This is a genomic window from Brevibacillus reuszeri, from assembly GCF_002897295.1.
In the GTDB taxonomy this organism is placed as follows: Bacteria; Bacillota; Bacilli; order Brevibacillales; family Brevibacillaceae; genus Brevibacillus; species Brevibacillus reuszeri_A.
Window position 1 is genome coordinate 1 of the sequence record NZ_BEXF01000002.1, and the last position, 17,964, is coordinate 17,964.

Genomic DNA, 17,964 nt, shown 5'->3' on the forward strand with positions numbered 1-17,964 from the left:
AGCAGCATGAGTCTCTTTACCATACAAATAGCGAAGAACTGCTGATAATTTATCTTTTGCAGTAAACTTAGACAAAAAAACTGCACCTCCAACTGTTAGGTGTGTCTAACAATTGGGGTGCAATTCATGTCAGGCTGCTTGTATTATTGGATCGGCATCCAGCTTACTTTCCATATGCGCTTTTTGTTATGGATCATGCGGTATCCTAATTTTTTTCGGTTATCTTTGAACTTTATCCAGACGATACCTTCCGTTTTATCGGTCCACTGGTACTCCAGGGTATCCGTTTGCTCCCGAAGCATTTGCACATGTCTCATGGTGTTTTCTGCACCGATCGGATCATTTTTCACGTCGCTTAAAAATTGTTCCAGAGTCGGCTTCTCGTATTCCTCATCCTGGATGTGCAAGGCGTATTGCATCTCGAGGTCTCCGTCTTGCTGCGCTCTTATATACATTTTCAGGATTTGTTCTATCGTCATATCGCGTAAAATCTCGTCATTTTTCTTATCCATGTAGCTGAAATATATCTGTTCCTCTTCGGGAGTCAGGTCCAGTATCGATGGGGTCGGTTGCGATTCGAATATTCTGCTTTCCGAGACAGTTCCGTTGCTGTTCATTTTGTATAAAAAAAGATCTTTCCCCTGTGGATAAATCAAAGAATACCAAAGGAGCTTTTTGTCCACCCAGCCAATATTTACGGAAATGCCTGTGTCCCTATTTAGCAATCCTTCCTCGTCAATCATAATCATAGATTTCGGTGATGGCACATAGCCCATTTTGCTGAAAAGAGAGTACTCCCAATATTCATCTGCTCCATCATCCCCGCTCCCACCGTTTTCACTTGCTACATGGTCTGGTGTCGAGAGCAGCTCTGTTACTCGGTCCTGCGGCAGATCAATGTGCAGCACGCTTTTCAATTCCTGTACTTTTTGCATAATCGCTTGGTCAGATGGAATAGCAACAGGTGGGACGGAGGTTGCCTGACCACCACCACCGACTGCTTCGTTTTGTTTGAAAAAAGGAGCAGCCCCGACAAAGAGCATGACAATGGCAACAGCCGCGCATACCGTGTAAGCGAGATAGGGACGTTTCTTGTTGCGACTGGCATTCATTTTCTGGCGAATTCGCTGCTCCAGCTTCGTCGTATCTTGTATGTCACGCAGCAGCGTTTGGTCCGCTGTTTCTTTAAATTCCTCCAGCATTTTCTCCAGCTTCACCATGCTCCCTCCTTCTCCAGCCGTTCCTTCAGTTTTTGACGAGCGCGATGCAGCTTGGTGTATACCGCACCTGTCGAAATGCCCAGAATGTCTGCTACTTCTTCTGCGGACAGCTCTTCGTAGTAGTGAAGAATAATGAGCTGCCGATAACTGCTCGGCAATTCCATCACAATTCGCGCGAAACGAATACGATGATCTGACTGAATCACAGCCGACTCGGTGCCCTCTACGATTCCTGCATCCACTTCCGGTTTATAAAACAAATTGCGAAAAGACCACGAGCGCACATGCTTCTTCGCTTCATTCACAGCAATTCGGTAGATCCAGGTCTGCATCGAGCTCTCCTCACGAAAGCTGCCCAAGTTTTTGTATGCTTTCAGGAAAACTTCCTGCGTGATATCTTCAGCGCTGCTCCGGTCTTTGACGATCAGATAGACGAGCCGAAAAACCTTTTTCAGATAGGCCTGCATCACTTCTTCAAATAGCGCTTCCTTCGTTTTGTCCAACTGATTTTGTGCCAGTTCCAGCCCTCTCACTCCCCTCCAATCTTTTTGATCCAGCAGCGCAGCATTTCTTACACTTTTTAAGCAAAGAAAAGAAAAATCCCTACCTTTGCGAAAACGGTAGGGATCGAGCATACATACACAGTTAAATCGCGTCAGCCAAAATTTCCGCCACGTCGCGTGTTTTTACGTGATCTTCCTGCTCTTTGGTTTTGATTCCATCGTTCATCATCGTCAAGCAGTATGGGCACGCACTCGCGATCGCTGTCGGGTTGACCTCCAGAGCCTGCTCGGTGCGCGTCACGTTGACACGAGAGCCCTCATGCTCCTCCATCCACATAAGTCCGCCACCGGCACCACAGCACATGCTGTCACAGCCGCTGCGCTTCATTTCCACGACCTCTACCCCAGGAATGGCTTCCAGAATTACGCGTGGCTTGTCGTAGATTTCGTTGTAGCGTCCGAGATAGCAGGAGTCATGGTACGTAATGCGCTCCTTCACTTCCTTGTTCGGCTTCAGACGGCCTTCCTTTACCCACTGTGCCAGCAGCTCAGAGTGATGATATACCTCAGCTGTTAGCCCGAATTCCGGATACTCGTTTTTGAACGTATTGTACGCATGCGGGTCACACGTCACAATCTTCTTAACCTCGTAGCCTTCGAACAGAGCGATGTTCTCTTGCGCCAGCTGCTGGAACAAGAATTCGTTTCCGATGCGTCGTGCTGTATCGCCGGAGTTCTTTTCTTCGTTGCCGAGAATGGCAAATTTGACACCTGCTTCGTGCATCAATTTGACGAAGGCTTGGGAGATTTTTTGACTACGCAGGTCAAAAGAGCCCATGGAGCCGACCCAGAACAAATACTCGAATTCTTCTGCTTGCTTGACCGTCGGCACTTCATATTGTCCGTTCAAGCCTTCAATCCATTTCGTACGGTCTTTGCGGTTAATTCCCCATGGATTGCCTTGGCGCTCGATATTGTTCAAGGCACGCTGTGCTTCTTGCGGCATGCTGCCTTCTGTCATGACCAGATAACGGCGCATGTCGATAATTTTGTCTACGTGCTCATTCATAACCGGGCATTGGTCTTCACAGTTGCGACAGGTCGTACAAGCCCATAGCTCCTGCTCAGTGATGACATCCCCGATCAGGTTTTTATCATAAATCGTTGCAGTCGCACCCTCGGCAGTCGCAGCTACCTCAGAGGATTGGAAAGCGATCTGGTTTGCTGTTGTTTGTGCAAAAGCAAAGCTCGGCATCCACGGTGTACGCGAAGTAACTGCAGCGCCTTTTTCGGTCAGGTGATCGCGCATTTTCGTGATCAAATCCATCGGGGAAAGCATCTTTCCTGTTCCAGAAGCCGGGCACATATTCGTGCAACGACCGCACTCCACACAAGCGTACAGGTCAATCAGCTGTGTTTGCGTAAAGTCCTCGATCTTGCCAACGCCAAACACCTCTTGCGTCTCATCCTCAAAATTAATGCTGGAGAGCTTGCCTGGCGGGTCGAGCTTTTTAAACCAGACGTTGACCGGGGCAAACAGCAAGTGAGCGTGCTTGGACTGCGGAACGTAAACAGCGAAGCCCAACAAAATAATCAGATGCAGCCACCAAAAAACGTAAAAGAGAGCAGCAGCGGCTGTCGTGCCTACGCCGAGCACTGCGAACAACATCGCAAATAAAGACGAAATCGGTGCAAAGCCAGAAGCTTCATGACCGAGCCAGATTTGCTCAAAAGCGAGAGAGAGAAGAACAGTCGCCATCAGAGAGGAGATGAGTAAAAGGACAATTCCTGATTTGAATCCCCGCTTCAGACGCCCCAGCTTTTCAATATAGCGGCGGTAAAACGCATAGCCAACTGCGGCAAGAATTAAAAATGTCGTGATTTCCTGCATGACACTGAAGTATTTGTGAGCGCTCCCAAATGGAAGCTCAAAGCCTTTTGAGAGTCCTTTGATGATCAGCTCGATTGCACCAAACTGTAAAAGGATAAAGCCATAAAACATGACGACGTGCATGACGCCGCTCTTTTTGTCTTTTAACAGCTTTTTGTGGAAAATGACGTTGTCCAGCATCAAATTGATACGTGCGCCAAAGTCATCCTTCACATCCGGCTTTTTCCCCAGCTTGATGAACAAGTACCGGCTGTACACAACATGTCCTGCCAAATACAGCCCGTAAGCCAGAACCAGGAAAAAAGCAATGAGATTAATTAGTGCCAGCATCTTTCTTCTCCCCCTCATTGCGAGTTGTCTTTAGTAGTTATCTTATCAGAATCGAGGATGAAAATGAATGACTATTCAGTCTGTAAAACTTATTTATTTGAAAAATGAAACAAAACTGAACGATCGCTCACTTTTACCGTAACTTGATATTATCACACAAAACTCTGATCAACCATCCTCAATCAAGAGTTGGAAAAATTCAGACAAGAATACCCAGGTCGCAGCCAGGCTACGTCATGACTTTTCATGGTGCAAAAAAGCAGCCACCACATGCGTGGCAGCTGCTTCATCGTATTATTTTCCAGATGCTTCTTTTGAAGCGGCATCTGTCTCTTCCTTTTTCGTTTTTTGCTCCAGACGAACGTCTGCCAAGGATTTAACCTTGGTTGCCTTGATCCGTTTGTTGCGTGGCAGATCAGTAGGCTCCAGATTGTCTGCTTCGTCCTGCATGAGAGCTGCGATACCGACTGCTTTTCCTTTTGCTGCTTTGCAGTATTCGCAGTTTTCCTCATCATGCTCATGATATTGCTTCGGCTCTGGATACGAGGTGATAACACCCTCGAAGTTGCGCAGAACCACTTTATCCGACGCTTGGGAAATGATGTAGTTCGGGCTGACCGGAATTTTTCCGCCGCCGTGTGGAGCATCGACAACGAAAGTCGGTACTGCATAGCCAGAAGTATGGCCGCGCAGGTGTTCCATGATTTCGATCCCTTTGCTGACTGGAGCGCGGAAGTGACCGATACCCTCAGACAGGTCGCATTGGTAAATGTAGTATGGACGCACGCGGATTTTCACCAAATCCTGCACGAGCTTTTTCATCGTATTCGCGCAATCGTTGATACCAGCCAAAATAACAGCCTGGTTTCCGAGCGGCACGCCAGCGTTTGCCAGCATTTCGCAAGCTTGCTTCGCTTCTGGTGTAATTTCTTTTGGATGGTTGAAGTGTGTATTGAGCCACACTGGATGATACTTTTTCAAGATGTTGCACAGATTTTCTGTAATGCGCTGCGGGAATACAACCGGTGCACGCGTACCGATACGGATAATTTCTACGTGCGGGATGTCACGCAGGCTGCTGATGATGTATTCCAGGATGCGGTCGTTGATCAGCAGACCGTCGCCACCAGAGAGCAAAACGTCGCGCACTTCTGGTCTGCTGCGGATGTAATCGATACAGGCATCGAGCTGTTTCTTTGGCACACCCATGCCGATCTGACCGGAGAAGCGGCGGCGCGTGCAGTAGCGGCAATACATGGAGCATTGGTTTGTCACCAGGAACAGGACACGGTCTGGATAGCGATGAGTCAGTCCAGGTACCGGTGAATCGGTATCTTCATGCAGCGGATCTTCCATGTCGTATTTCGTACGAACCATTTCGGAGGACAAAGGTACAGACTGCATACGAACTGGATCAGTCGGATCGTCTGGGTCCATCAGGTTAGCGTAGTAAGGCGTAATATTCAAAGGAATGGTTTGCGTGGAAATGCGCACGCCCTCTTCCTCTTCCGGAGTCAGGTTAATTACCTGCTTCAGGTCATCAACCGTTTTGATGGTGTGGGTCAATTGCCACATCCAGTCATTCCATTGTTCATCCGTTACATCCTTCCAAAGCTCAACCGAGCGCCAATCACGTTTTGTTGCTACCGTCATCTGCGTCACATCTCCTCTCATCAGTAGTGAAGCTCATGCGTTTCACTCGCCAAGAAAGAGATGCAAGGGTCGTGCCAACCAAATCTAAAGATTTAGAAAATAAGGAATAGAGCGTTTTGTAAGCGTATCTTCCTCTTAGTCATCGATTTGTTCTGCCGAATTTTCGGCATTCAACAGGGTGGAATCATCCGCTGTGACAGCTTGTATTGCAGTGTCTGCCTCGGGATGCCGAGCAGCTTTGCGGCGCGGAGCACATTGCCATCAGTCGCTTTCATGGCGCTGTTGATCATTCGTTCCTCTAGTTCCCGCATGATATCGGGCAAGGTTCGTCCATCGCTAGCCTCAAGCAAGGCAGATAAGTCCGTCATTGGTTGATCTTCAGACTCGCCTGTCATATTGCGGTCTAATACATGTGGCGGTAGATGCTCAAGCTCGATGGTATCTGCCTCTACCATATTCATCGCGGCTTCCACGACATGCTCCAGCTCGCGGACATTACCCGGCCAGTCGTAGCTTGCGAACAAGCGCGCTACCTCCTTGCTGGTCCCACACACATTCATACCGAATTGCCCGTTAAACTTCTCCAAAAAATGCCTCACTAACAGGTCGATATCTTCTTTGCGCTCTCGCAAAGGCGGCAATTCAAAGGATACGACGTTAATCCGATAATACAGGTCAGTCCGCATCAAGCCTCGCTGAACAAGCATTTGCGGGGCTTCATTGACCGCAGCGATCACACGCACATCCACCCTCGTCGATTTACTGCCGCCGATCCGCCTGATTTGTCCATCCTGCAATACACGCAGCAGCTTTGCCTGCAAATCCAGCGGCATACTGTTTAGCTCATCTAAAAACAAGGTGCCGCCATCCGCCAATTCAAACAAACCCGGACGATCATCCGCTCCTGTAAAGCTCCCCTTGGTCGTACCGAACAGCAAGCTCTCCAAAAGTGAGGCAGGCAGCGCCGCACAGTTTTGTGCAATAAATGGCATCGTGCTGCGTGCAGAAGCATGGTGAATTGATTGAACGAATAGCTCTTTACCTGTTCCCGTTTCCCCGTAAATGAGGACAGGGGAGGTCGTACGTGCTGCGCGGCGTGCCCGTTCTTTCAAGTGCTTCATTTTTTCACTACTCGTTAAAATATCTTCAAAATGGAACGATACCTCATCCACCGTACGCTTCGTTCGCTTTGGTTTGCTGATTTTTGCCTGCAAATCCACCAATCGCTCCGACAGCGCTTTTAGCTTACCGATATCCTTGGCTACCTCGACCGCACCGACCAGTCTCTTTCCTACGCGCACCGGGAGTGTTGTATTGATCGTCTCTACACGCATGCCCTTCCAGTTTTTGTATACCTGTGTCTGGTTGTAAATGGATTCTCCGCTTTCAATCACTCGAAGTAAGGTGCTAGATTCACGATCCAAGGAAGGAAAAACCTCCAGAAGAGGCTTTCCCAACACTTCGTCTGACGTTAATCCGTCCAGCTTGGCTGCGACATGATTGTAAAAAATCGTTATCCCGTCAGCGTCGACCACATGAATTCCTTCGTCAATAGCCCCCAGTATCGCCTGTAACATTTCAACCGTATCTGACAACGGCATCCCGGCATTCTCTCCTCTCATCCATGCTGCCAAAAAACCATCACTATGCCGAATATTCGGCAAACTCCACATTTTTATCAAAACATCCGCTATCTATATCGCCCAACCTGGATCGCTAGCATAACGGTATACATTAGATGCCCCAATACCCATATCAAAAAGGCAAGCCATGTCATCGGCGTATTGCTCAGCAAACTGAACGGCAAGAAGGCAACGGCAAAGCCAAGCATCCAAAAGCCAAGATATTTGAATGAACCTGCCCCCCGATCCCGCGGATAAAAGTGCATCAGAAAAAAGGCAATGATGACACTAATCAGGAGATGAATCAACAGCTCTACAATAGATGGCAGGTTTTCCATGCCAGGTACATAGCTGACGTCGATTAGCACGGGAAACGTTTGTGTATCAAACAATCCGTCACCCAGCGCCAAGAACGCTGCCAATCCCAGACCCGCGATAAGTCCGTTTACGAGTATAAACATCCGACAAAATCCCCCTTCCACATCCAGCCGCGAGTACTCCTATTGTACGTGTAAAAAACCGCCCTTGCCAAGGGCGGCTTATTTTCCTAGCTCTATGCGCAGCTCATGCTCACCGGTGTATTGCTCGTTCATCCATAGCTGATACGCGATTTCTATCAACACAGGCAATTCATTTTCATACTGGACGCGCAGCTTGTTCGTATGCGTCTCCATGGTAAAAGGGCCATAGGGACTTTGATACAAGGACTGCGTACTTGCCCCTTTTTCAAACTGCTGTCTGGTAGAAACTCCGCCTTGGCGAATCAATGTTATTGTTTTATTCGACAACTTTATCGTAGTACTGACCTCGCCCGCACCTTCCATTTGCTCCTTGTATGTGATGTACCAGGACGCTGCCTTTTGTACACGTTTGCCCTCGTAATGATGGGTGAACTCGTCCCAGCTTCCGTCCACGAGGTGTTTGGCTGTCAGTTTGATTTGTACATCTTGCATTTCCGTCTCCACACTCCACTTTCTGTAATACCGTAAGCAGCAATATATCCGTTCATTGTACGATCATCGCTGTTCACTTGCAACCGCAGCCTGCGCTTCTGCATCCGAGAGCAAATATTTCATCGTTGCGGCTACGCCCAATGCAGCAAGTAGAAGCAAGCCGGCCAAAACTAGATATCCTGTACCTGCACCCGTGTAGTCGATCATAACAGTAAACAATCCGATTAAAATCAAGCGCATCATCATCCCGATCGAATTGAAAAAGCTCATAACCCGTCCCATAAACTGCTTGGGCACGACCGTCATATAAAGGGATTGGCGAATCAGTCTGACCGACGCATTACACCAGCCGTAGACCATGTAAGCCGCAATCAGTGCCCATCCATATGGCAAGGCAACCATCGCGATCATGATGATGGCAAACAGCAATGTATTGCCGATCATTGCTGACAATTGTCCCATTTTTCGCACGACGAGTGAGACCAAAATGCCCGCTCCTACAGCTCCCAGCGCATACGCCATTTCCCCAAGAGAAAAGGTTGATACATCCGCCTTGAGAGTCTGGCTGACGTATACCGGCTTAAGCAAATTGCTGGCCATAACCGCGATAAACGGCATCAAGGCTGAAATCCCAAAAATGAGGAAGCCTTTCTTTTCCTGAATGTACCGCCAGCTTTGTACGAGTTGTCCCACCCAGGATACGCCTTGATTCAGCTTAGCTTCCCGCTCCAGTGTAAATGTGTATTTCATCGTAGACAAAAGACAGAAGGCAAACAGGTACGTGAGCGCATTAAACAAGATGACCACATGAAGTCCGTAGGTGCTGAGCAAAATCCCGGAACCGGCCCCTGCCAGTACCGTAGCAGTCTGTCCCTCAATCTCTAACAGGCTGTTGATGTCGTTGTAATGCTTTGGCGCAAAGGTCTCCTGCACCAGAGCCGACTGGGCCGGGTAGTGAATTTGATACATAAAGGTCGTGACGAGATAAATCACGATCAGCATCCACTCCGCGTAATCTCCGAAAAATCCCCAGATGGCGAGTGAACACAGCACACTAAATCCGATCAGATTTTCGACTAGCAGCATTTTTTTACGGGAAAAACGATCAATTAGGGTGCCAATATAAGGTCCAATAAAAAACATTAAAACCGCTGAAGTAAACATGGTGGAGCCAAGAAGCTGTGCTGAACCTGTTGTTTCGACGAGATACCAGGCAATACCAATCATCGTCATACCTTGACCAAAACCTGAAAAGAGATTCGAGAAGAACAGCTTTCGAAATTGGACGTGAGCAAAAACCTCTCTCATAATCAAACAACTCCCCCGGATACCTGAAAAACATTTGGAAACATTTTCTTATATAAGATTCTACCCTCTTTTATATACTTTGTAAACAAAAATGTTTATTTAATTATTTAAAAAACCCCCGGTTTCTATACAAAAACCGGAGGATCTATTCACATCACAATTATTTTACAAAGCTGAGGAGCAGCTCGCGCACGATTTTGGATGCAACGATCTGTGTCATTTCACTGTGATCGTAAACCGGCGCAACCTCCACCAAATCACAGCCAATGACATTTGCACCATTGTTAGCCATGAAATGAATGGTATCGAGCAGCTCACGAGAGGTGATGCCGCCCGCTTCCGTTGTTCCTGTACCTGGTGCATGTGCAGGGTCCAATACATCGATGTCGATCGACAAGTAAATTGGGCGATTGCCGATTGTCGGCAGCACCTGCTTCACTGGCTCCAGCACATCGTATTTGTACAGGTGCATGTTTTCTTTAGCCCACTCGAATTCTTCTCTCATTCCGCTGCGAATCCCGAACGAGTAGACATTCTTTCCACCAATCAGGTTGCACACCTTTTTGATTGGCGTGGAGTGGGAATATTGGTATCCCTCGTAGTTGTCACGCAGGTCAGTATGCGCGTCAAAGTGGAATACAACCATATCCTTGTATTTTTCATAAACCGCTTGGAATACAGGCCAGGAAACGAGATGCTCCCCGCCAAGACCCAGTGGAAATTTACCGTCCTCAAGAACCTTTGCCACGAATGTACGGATCGCATCCAGGCTGCCTTCGACGTTTCCAAAAGGAAGTGGAATATCACCAGCATCAAAATACTTGATGTCTTCCAAGAGCCTGTCCAAATACGGGCTGTATTCTTCCAGTCCAATAGATACTTCACGGATACGAGTCGGGCCAAAACGGGACCCTGGACGAAAGCTTACTGTCCAGTCCATAGGCATGCCATAAATAACAGCCTGGCTTTCTTCGTAGTTCCCGTGACTACGGATGAAGACATTACCGGAATATGCTTCGTCAAAACGCATGTTCACTCGTCCTCCTCCAACTAGTCGCGAGTCAGCTCAGCCACAAAGTTTGGCAGCTTGAATGCTGCGTGGTGAACTTCCGCATTGTAGTATTTTGTGTTCAAATTTTTGATTTTGGTTGCATCTACTTCCAATGGATCGTACTGTTTGGAAGCAATTGTGAAGCTCCACAGTCCGGATGGATAAGTAGGGATGCTGCAAGTGTACAGACGAGTAACCGGGAAAATCGATTTCAAGTCTTTGAATACGCGCTTGATCAGCTCACGATTGAACCAAGGAGATTCTGTTTGTGCTACCATGATTCCGTCTGGTTTCAGGGCGTCATGGATGCCTTGATAGAATCCTTTTTCGAACAGACCTACTGCTGGTCCTACTGGCTCAGTAGAGTCAACCATGATTACATCATATTCACCTTTGTGATCATGGATATGTTTAATACCATCAATTACCTGTACATCGACACGCGGGTTGCCAGTCAATGCACTTGCAATCTCAGGGAAATATTTTTTGCAGGATTCAATTACGCCACCGTCGATTTCAGCCAAAACCGCTTTTTCCACGGATGCATGCTTCACGATTTCACGGATCGCACCGCCATCGCCGCCACCTACTACCAGAACCTTTTTCGGATTCGGGTGAGTATTGAGCGCAATGTGAGAAATCATCTCGTGGTAAACAAACTCGTCGACATCAGTGGTCATAACCATGCCATCGAGTACTAACATGCGACCAAACTGCTTGGTAGTAATGACATCGATTTGTTGAAACTCGGATTTTTCACTGTATAGGGTATCCGTAATTTTCGTTGTAATGCCGTGATTTTCCGTTTGTTTTTCGGTGTACCACAATTCCATATTCATGGTTATGTAACCTCCTTCAAGTAACCGCATGAAAATACCATATAACAAGAAAATTATAGATGCTGTCTAACAAAAAGCAAGGGTTTTTTTATTCACTCATCTTCTTTGCAGCGGCAAGTTTATCCAGCCAGCAAGTGACCCATACTAAAGTTAACCTGTGTCTTAGTATGTCCCGATTTGGAGATTCAATCGGTTGAAAGGAGGGGTAGGCACATATGGAAGTAATTCGGGAGGCTCCGTTGCTCCGTTATCTACGCTGGGCCAAGAAATTTGTAAAATTTTTCATACTCAGCCTATTATGCTTATCATTTGCTATTTTGCTGTTAATTTTGTACCTGCGTTCACAGCCGCTACCAGAAACATTTGTCAAACAGACGACGACCATCTACGCCTCCAACGGCGATGTTCTGGACACCATGCACCGTGGTGAAAATCGCATATTGGTCCCGATTCAAGAAATCTCACCTGCGCTCATTGACGCAACGATTGCCATCGAGGATCGTTCTTTTAGGGAGCATTACGGCTTTGACTGGAAGCGTTTAGCTATGGCTGCCTACGTCGATGTCATCAATATGGACATGCGCCAAGGCGCGAGTACCATTACGCAGCAGCTCGCCCGCAACCTCTATTTGAGCCTAGACAAAACATGGGAGCGAAAAATCAAAGAAGCGCTTCTGTCCATTCAGCTTGAGCTCAATTACAGCAAAGATGAAATTCTTGAGATGTATATGAACCAGATTTATTACGGGCATTCCGCTTATGGTGCTCAGGCAGCCGCACAAACGTATTTTGGCAAAAACGCCAAGGACTTGTCGATTGCTGAAAGCGCGATGTTAGCTGGCATCCCTAAGGGACCGACCTACTATTCACCCTTTAACGATTTTGAACGGGCAAAATCACGTCAAAAGCTTATTCTTGATGCTATGGAGAGAGACGGGATGATCTCTTCCAAGCAGGCTGATCAGGCTTTTGCTGAGCCCATCAAGCTCAAAACGAGAACGAATGAAAATATGGCAGAGCAAGCGCCTTATTTCCGTGATTACATAGCCAGCCTCGTGAAAAATAAATACGGCATCGACGAGGAGCTGTTTATTCACGGCGGGCTCAAAATCCGTACGACGCTAGACCCTGTCATGCAAAAGAAGGCAGAAGAAATCGTTACCTCCGTTTTGCCTAAGGATTCGCCGAATCTGCAAGCTGCCTTAATTGCGATGGACCCCGCTACGGGCTACATCAAAGCCATGGTCGGCGGACGAGATTATAAAACGAGTCAGTATAATCGCGTACTGGGCAAAAGACAGCCAGGCTCGTCATTTAAGCCCATCATGTATTTAGCTGCCTTGCAAAACGGCTATACACCTTTGACTTTGATGAAAAGTGAACCGACAGTGTTTACCTACGATAACAATAAGCAGTACATTCCGAGCAATTTTGGCGGTAGATATGCTCACGACATGATCAACATGCGTGAAGCCATCAAAACATCGGACAATATTTACGCTGTCAAAACGATCGATTTTTTGGGGCCGCAAAAGGTCGTGGATGAAGCAAAAAATCTGGGGATTACAAGCAATTTGCAAGCCGTCCCCTCGCTTGCTCTGGGAACGTCTCCGGTCTCTCCTTTGGAGCTGAATGCAGCTTATGCCGCTATCGTCAACAAGGGTGAAGCCGTCAAGCCCATTGCCATTACCTCCATCGAGGACAATCAAGGTAATATTTTGATTGAGGAAAAGCCGGAAAAAACCCAGGTAGCTGATCCTGTCGCCTCTGCCCTTTTGGTAAACATGATGCAAAGCGTATTTGAAAGAGGCGGCACCGGTTTTCGTGTTGCCAATGAAATCAATCGTCCGGTCGCAGGAAAAACAGGGTCTACAGATTATGACGCCTGGCTTAGTGGCTTCACCCCACAGCTCGTTTCCACGGTATGGGTTGGCTACGACAAAAACCAAAAAGTGGATGACGTAAAAGAAGGCTATCTATCCAAGAAAATCTGGGCACAGTTCATGGAGGGCGCTTTAAAGGGACAGCCACCCGCACTCTTTGACATGCCTGCTGGAGTCGTTTCTGTGTACATCGATGCTCATTCAGGAAAGCTGGCAACAGAGCATTGTCCGACACCTCAATTGTTCTATTTCGCAAGCGGTACTGAACCCCAGGAATACTGCACGGATCACTTGCCAGCGAATGAAGCCCCCACCCCTTTAAAGCCACCGGATTCTTCTACCTTCTGGCAAAGAATGGGCAGTTGGTGGAAACCATCAGATTAAAAAAGGAAAGGGACATGCGCAGCAGGCACGTCCCTTTTCCATGATGAAGTAAAGCTTATACGATTTTATTGTAACGACTGCGTCTCTCCACCGCCAATGACGCCATCGCCATCAGCAAAAACATGATCGTTGACGATACTGATCAGCCCTGCTTTGTCCAATTGCTCCAGCACTTCAAACAAGCTTTCCCTTTTTCCGGCAGGAAGCTTGCGAATAAAGTTGTTGATTTCGACAGGTGTTACGTGCGAGCGGAAATGGACGCCGCCGTACTTGGCAAAATGATCGTTATCGGCTTCCTGTGCACGGGGATCTTCGTTCAATGGGTACCGCCCCTTCCGTCAAACAGTTTGGTTATAGCCCCATTAGTTTTTACGGTGAGCACAGAAAGCATGACCTGAAAAAATAGCCTAAGTAACCGTTTACATTTAAAGGGTCCAATGAACGCAAACAGGGAAAGAGTGACGGCTCTTTCCCTGTTTGTTGACCCAGTGTACATGTACACAGATATGAAAACAAGTTTACCTGACTTCAATACTGGTAACAATTGATTTCACCATTTGTTCACATACCGTTCACTATTTCCAAGTTTAGGACAGAATTTGCTTTAATTCCTCACTTGAATTCTCATACATAGCAGCATTATTTTCGATCAAAAGCTTTTTAAGAGCAGCCTTTTCTTTTTCGCCGAGATCAGACAGCATGATGCGGCGTTTCATGGAATAATCCATACGATTCACATGGTCAGCCAAAATTTTGTAGCCTCGACGCGCTTCGCGATCAACCTCCATATAGCATGCTGTTGCCCCAGCGTAATAAGGACCTGCTTCATTACGGTCAACAGTAACCCAAACGAGCCAGTACGGCTTTCCATTTGGTACTTCTTCCTTGTTCATCGTCCATTTGATGCCTTTTTCTACTGTACTTTTGGCATGCAGAGCACCCATGTCAATATAAGCTTCATCACCGTCGATAATGACGGAAGAAACTGCATTCAGGTCCAAAACCCCTTGACCAAATCCGCCATGTACATCAGTCTTGCCGCTCATGATCGTAAAGCCGCCTTTTTTATTATCAAAAATATCCATGTTATACACCCTCCAGACAAAAATTCTCCTTTCTATATTCTACTCGCAATCCTACAGCGACGCAATTTTCCCATGTGCCCAGTTATTCTTCTGTGGGCTGCTGGTCGCCTTTTTTCCGGTAATGAACCCAGATTTTATCGAAAATCCATAAGAGAAACGTCAACAGCAAGGCCGAATGGATTGCCATCAGTGCTTTCACAAGTAATAAAGCCCCAAACATCGTATTGGACGGAACGACAATCATGTAATAGAGAAAGCTGATCGCAAAAGTGACTCCTAGCGTAATCCAAAATCGAAATCCTAAAACAGCCCGTAAATAACCGCCAACCAATAAACCGATAATCGGTCCTCCTAGCTCGATTGAATATACAAACGGCCCCAAAAACAGCCAAACAAACAGATTGTCCATGGTTCATTTTCCCCTCTTGATCACGTCGCTTCTTCAGGTACTACTTCTTCCAGGCCATGCTCGTCCAGCATATATTGTCTGCCTGTGTCTTGATAGGCTCTGGAATCTTCTGACGAAAAACGGTTGATGAGATAACGCGGCGCTGGCTTGTCCGCTTGTGGTACAGGTAATTCAAACTCCACCTCTTCCTCATCCAGAACGCGGATCACCACAATATGATTGTGATATTCGATTGACAGGTCCTCCCATATTTCTTTTTCCTTTGGATCAAGCGTCATCGTCCGCCCCGATTTCGAGAATGTTATTTGTGGGAATTCCCGATTCTCCCGAGAAATCACGTAATATAGATATTTTGCTCTCTTGGCAGCAGTATTTCTGAGACCTGGCTGCACCTTTTCCTCCCCTTTCAAAAGCTGTGTGACTTGCTCAATCACTTCAGGGATAGTCGGCAGCTTGGCATGCTCTCCTGCCACGTAATATCGTTTTTTGATATCCTTTTGCGCATAGTTGGCACTAATGTAAGGTACGGTCCCGTCTCCCAGTCCTGTATCGTAATAAGGAGCCCACTCGTTGTGATAGGCGTCGAACCAATAGCCTAAAAAAGTCGGTTGACCTGTTCCGATAATGGAGTACTGCGGAACATTGATTGTTTTGTTCTCCCATTTTTCATGCAGCGCACCTCCCTGCTTAACAAGAGGGGCATAGCTTAGCTGAACCTTTTTGTCCTGCAAAAATTCATCATACGTATAAAGGTCATTTCGATTCTTTTTCAAGAAGCTCACCGTCTCAAAATACCTTTTGGAGGGCAGTAGCTCATATACGGCTGGCGCATACTCGGAAATGATTTTTCCTGTTTCCTCATCCATCCACGGAATCGAAAAATTATACCCGAAGCGAATAGCTTGGTAAGCCCTCGGTGAGCCTAAAAATGGAGTTCCCATGTAGACGATTCGGTTTACCTTGGACTGATACGAGATATTGGACAACAAAGTCTCCCGAACCAATAATCCGCCCATGCTGTGTACGACCAAATGCACCTGGCGTGCTCCAGACCTTTGCAGAGCCAGATCGATTTTTTCCTTTAAATAAGTAGAATTTTTTGTGCTGCTATACCGCCAATCATATGGCATGGCAAATAGTGAACGATGCTTTTTATATCCTGTTTTTTCTAGCTTCTTTACCATGCTGTAGTATTGCTCGGTCATATTTCGTACAGGATCAAGCGGGGAATATGACAAATATTCGATAGCACTAAACCCTTCATCGGCACGCTCTGGATAAATGGTTACTCCCGGCTCTCTCGGTTTCACATCTACACTGTTTGGCCTGATTGGCTCAAGCGATAGTAAGCGGCGATGCTTTGGATCTTTGATTCCTACCAAGCTGTCTCCCAGTCCCAGCCAAATTTCTGTTGTTTTTCCCCCTTCTTCTGCTTCCAGACGTGAGCCTCCAATTCCCGGAATCAAGATGACTGGTATCGTCTTGGCTATTGCGGTGAGCTTGTACGAATTGGGTGTAAAACCGGAGCGTTTGCTCGCCATCACTTTTATAAAGTACGTACCCGGATTCGTATTGAAAATGATCTGCTCATTTGCGTTCTTTGGCTTTTCTGACTTGGCTACTTCTTTTCCAGACTCATCCAGCAGGTACAGATCAATATCCATCCCCTCTGGCATATCCTTGAGGTCGATAAAAACGGTCGATGCCAAGCTAAATGAAAAGCGATAAAAATCAACATCCGTCCGGTTATGAAGATTGCCTATCAGTGAAGCACTGTAATCTGCCGGCAATTCATAGGCTGTTTTGATGGTGTTGTTTGGTTCGTATTCGTCTACCTTTCCATCTTGCTGATCAGCTAGTACATCCGCACGTATGACATAGTAAAAGTCTTTGTGAAACGAATCACCGTTTCCACTTACCTTCACGTAGTACCATTTGTTTTTTTCTATCGCAATCGCTTCTACACTTTCATCACTGTTTCCGTTCTTTTCCGATCGGCCAAGTTCTTCCTGAACTTCGTTATATACATACAAATTGTAATCCTGGCCAAGCGGAATTTCCCGGAGTGATACATTCATCTGGCCGTCTTTTGTTGCTTTGATCTTCCACATGTCTACATCGGCGGGCTTTGCGATCTTGCCACGGCCGTCCTTTCCATCAAACAGCCAGTCTGCTTTTCCAAACGTATCGTTTGGCTCCAATTCAAAGATCACAGCCCTGCTCCGCAAAGCAGCTTCATTGGACTTATCCTCAACCGTAAAGTCATCGTAGAAGTCATCCGCCCATTCCTGTATGGAATCTTGTTGTTCGGTTTCCGCTGACTCCTCAACGTTTTCATCAGAATCGGGCTCTGTCTCTGCTTCTGCGTCCTCGTTTGCAAACAGTTCTATTTTTTTCGCTTTTTTCGCCGCTTTTTTATCCCACGATTCTTCCCTGATTTCCAAGCCCTCGTCGCTTAGATTCACGGTATCAGGTACGTGTAGCTGCCAATCATTAATTGGCTTCTTTTTGGAAGGAAGACGTAATTGAACGGTCATGGAACCTGAAGCAGATGGACTGACTGCGACAGACAGCTGTGACTCCTCTCGAAACGTCTGAGATTTTTCCTCACCGTTCTGAATCACCGTAAGCATGATTTTCGGCTCTGTGCTAGTAAGCGCAGCCTGTATTCGCAGCTCGCCATCCTCCAGCCATGCCCAAGCTTCTTCAATAATTGGATGATTATTTTTGGCCCAAGCAAATGGAGTCGTACTTCCCCAGCATAAAACGAGCATGAGTACAAGCAGCACCGCCCGCTTGATTGTGTATCCCACAAAAAAACCCCCTCTTCCTT

At 46.9% G+C, this 17,964-nt stretch carries 15 protein-coding genes; 1 reads left to right on the plus strand and 14 read right to left on the minus strand.

The genetic code is table 11. The annotated features are described in order from the left end of the window. Positions 1-143: 143 nt before the first annotated feature. From C3B52_RS03190 to speE, 10 genes are all read right to left on the minus strand, one after another. Positions 144-1,217: a hypothetical protein gene (locus C3B52_RS03190; protein ID WP_103104661.1), complete on the minus strand. Its 1,074-nt coding sequence runs from the start codon at positions 1,215-1,217 to the stop codon at positions 144-146. Next, the gene (locus C3B52_RS03195; RefSeq protein WP_103105054.1) at positions 1,214-1,753 is read right to left on the minus strand and encodes a sigma-70 family RNA polymerase sigma factor; all 540 of its coding nucleotides are present in this window, start codon (positions 1,751-1,753) and stop codon (positions 1,214-1,216) included. Before C3B52_RS03195 ends, C3B52_RS03190 begins: the two co-directional genes overlap by 4 nt. A 112-nt stretch (positions 1,754-1,865) precedes the next feature. After that, entirely contained in the window at positions 1,866-3,944 is a 2,079-nt protein-coding gene (locus C3B52_RS03200) for a (Fe-S)-binding protein (RefSeq protein WP_103104662.1), read from the minus strand. Positions 3,945-4,238: 294 nt separating this feature from the next. Continuing rightward, entirely contained in the window at positions 4,239-5,597 is a 1,359-nt protein-coding gene (ablA, locus tag C3B52_RS03205; protein ID WP_103104663.1) for a lysine 2,3-aminomutase, read from the minus strand. Positions 5,598-5,767: 170 nt separating this feature from the next. Further along, on the minus strand, positions 5,768-7,198 hold the full coding sequence (locus tag C3B52_RS03210) for a sigma-54 interaction domain-containing protein (RefSeq protein WP_103104664.1): 1,431 nt from the start codon (positions 7,196-7,198) through the stop codon (positions 5,768-5,770). 89 nt (positions 7,199-7,287) lie between these two features. Continuing rightward, the gene (locus C3B52_RS03215) at positions 7,288-7,680 is read right to left on the minus strand and encodes a hypothetical protein (protein ID WP_103104665.1); all 393 of its coding nucleotides are present in this window, start codon (positions 7,678-7,680) and stop codon (positions 7,288-7,290) included. A gap of 78 nt (positions 7,681-7,758) precedes the next feature. Then, positions 7,759-8,172 (minus strand): DUF1934 domain-containing protein, encoded by a 414-nt coding sequence (locus C3B52_RS03220; RefSeq protein WP_103104666.1) that lies wholly within the window; start codon positions 8,170-8,172, stop codon positions 7,759-7,761. A gap of 63 nt (positions 8,173-8,235) precedes the next feature. Continuing rightward, the gene (locus C3B52_RS03225; protein ID WP_103104667.1) at positions 8,236-9,480 is read right to left on the minus strand and encodes an MFS transporter; all 1,245 of its coding nucleotides are present in this window, start codon (positions 9,478-9,480) and stop codon (positions 8,236-8,238) included. Between the two features lie 160 nt (positions 9,481-9,640). Next, complete coding sequence (gene speB / locus C3B52_RS03230; protein ID WP_103104668.1) at positions 9,641-10,510, minus strand: agmatinase; 870 nt, start codon at positions 10,508-10,510, stop codon at positions 9,641-9,643. Between the two features lie 20 nt (positions 10,511-10,530). Then, complete coding sequence (gene speE, locus C3B52_RS03235; protein WP_123058844.1) at positions 10,531-11,364, minus strand: polyamine aminopropyltransferase; 834 nt, start codon at positions 11,362-11,364, stop codon at positions 10,531-10,533. 221 nt (positions 11,365-11,585) lie between these two features. Here speE and C3B52_RS03240 point away from each other — a divergent pair, with 221 nt between their 5' ends. Further along, a complete protein-coding gene (locus C3B52_RS03240; RefSeq protein ID WP_103104670.1) occupies positions 11,586-13,637 on the plus strand; it encodes a transglycosylase domain-containing protein in 2,052 nt (683 codons plus the stop codon). A gap of 65 nt (positions 13,638-13,702) precedes the next feature. Here the strand turns inward: C3B52_RS03240 and C3B52_RS03245 are convergent, their stop codons facing one another. From C3B52_RS03245 to C3B52_RS03260, 4 genes are all read right to left on the minus strand, one after another. Next, on the minus strand, positions 13,703-13,957 hold the full coding sequence (locus C3B52_RS03245; protein ID WP_103104671.1) for a hypothetical protein: 255 nt from the start codon (positions 13,955-13,957) through the stop codon (positions 13,703-13,705). Positions 13,958-14,224: 267 nt separating this feature from the next. Further along, a complete protein-coding gene (locus C3B52_RS03250; RefSeq protein ID WP_103104672.1) occupies positions 14,225-14,722 on the minus strand; it encodes a YwhD family protein in 498 nt (165 codons plus the stop codon). 82 nt (positions 14,723-14,804) lie between these two features. Continuing rightward, positions 14,805-15,131 carry a hypothetical protein gene (locus C3B52_RS03255; protein WP_103104673.1) on the minus strand — a complete coding sequence of 109 codons (327 nt, stop codon included), beginning with the start codon at positions 15,129-15,131 and terminating at the stop codon, positions 14,805-14,807. Positions 15,132-15,151: 20 nt separating this feature from the next. Further along, positions 15,152-17,944, minus strand: coding sequence for an alpha/beta fold hydrolase (locus C3B52_RS03260; protein WP_235615588.1), 2,793 nt, complete (start codon positions 17,942-17,944; stop codon positions 15,152-15,154). Positions 17,945-17,964: the final 20 nt, after the last annotated feature.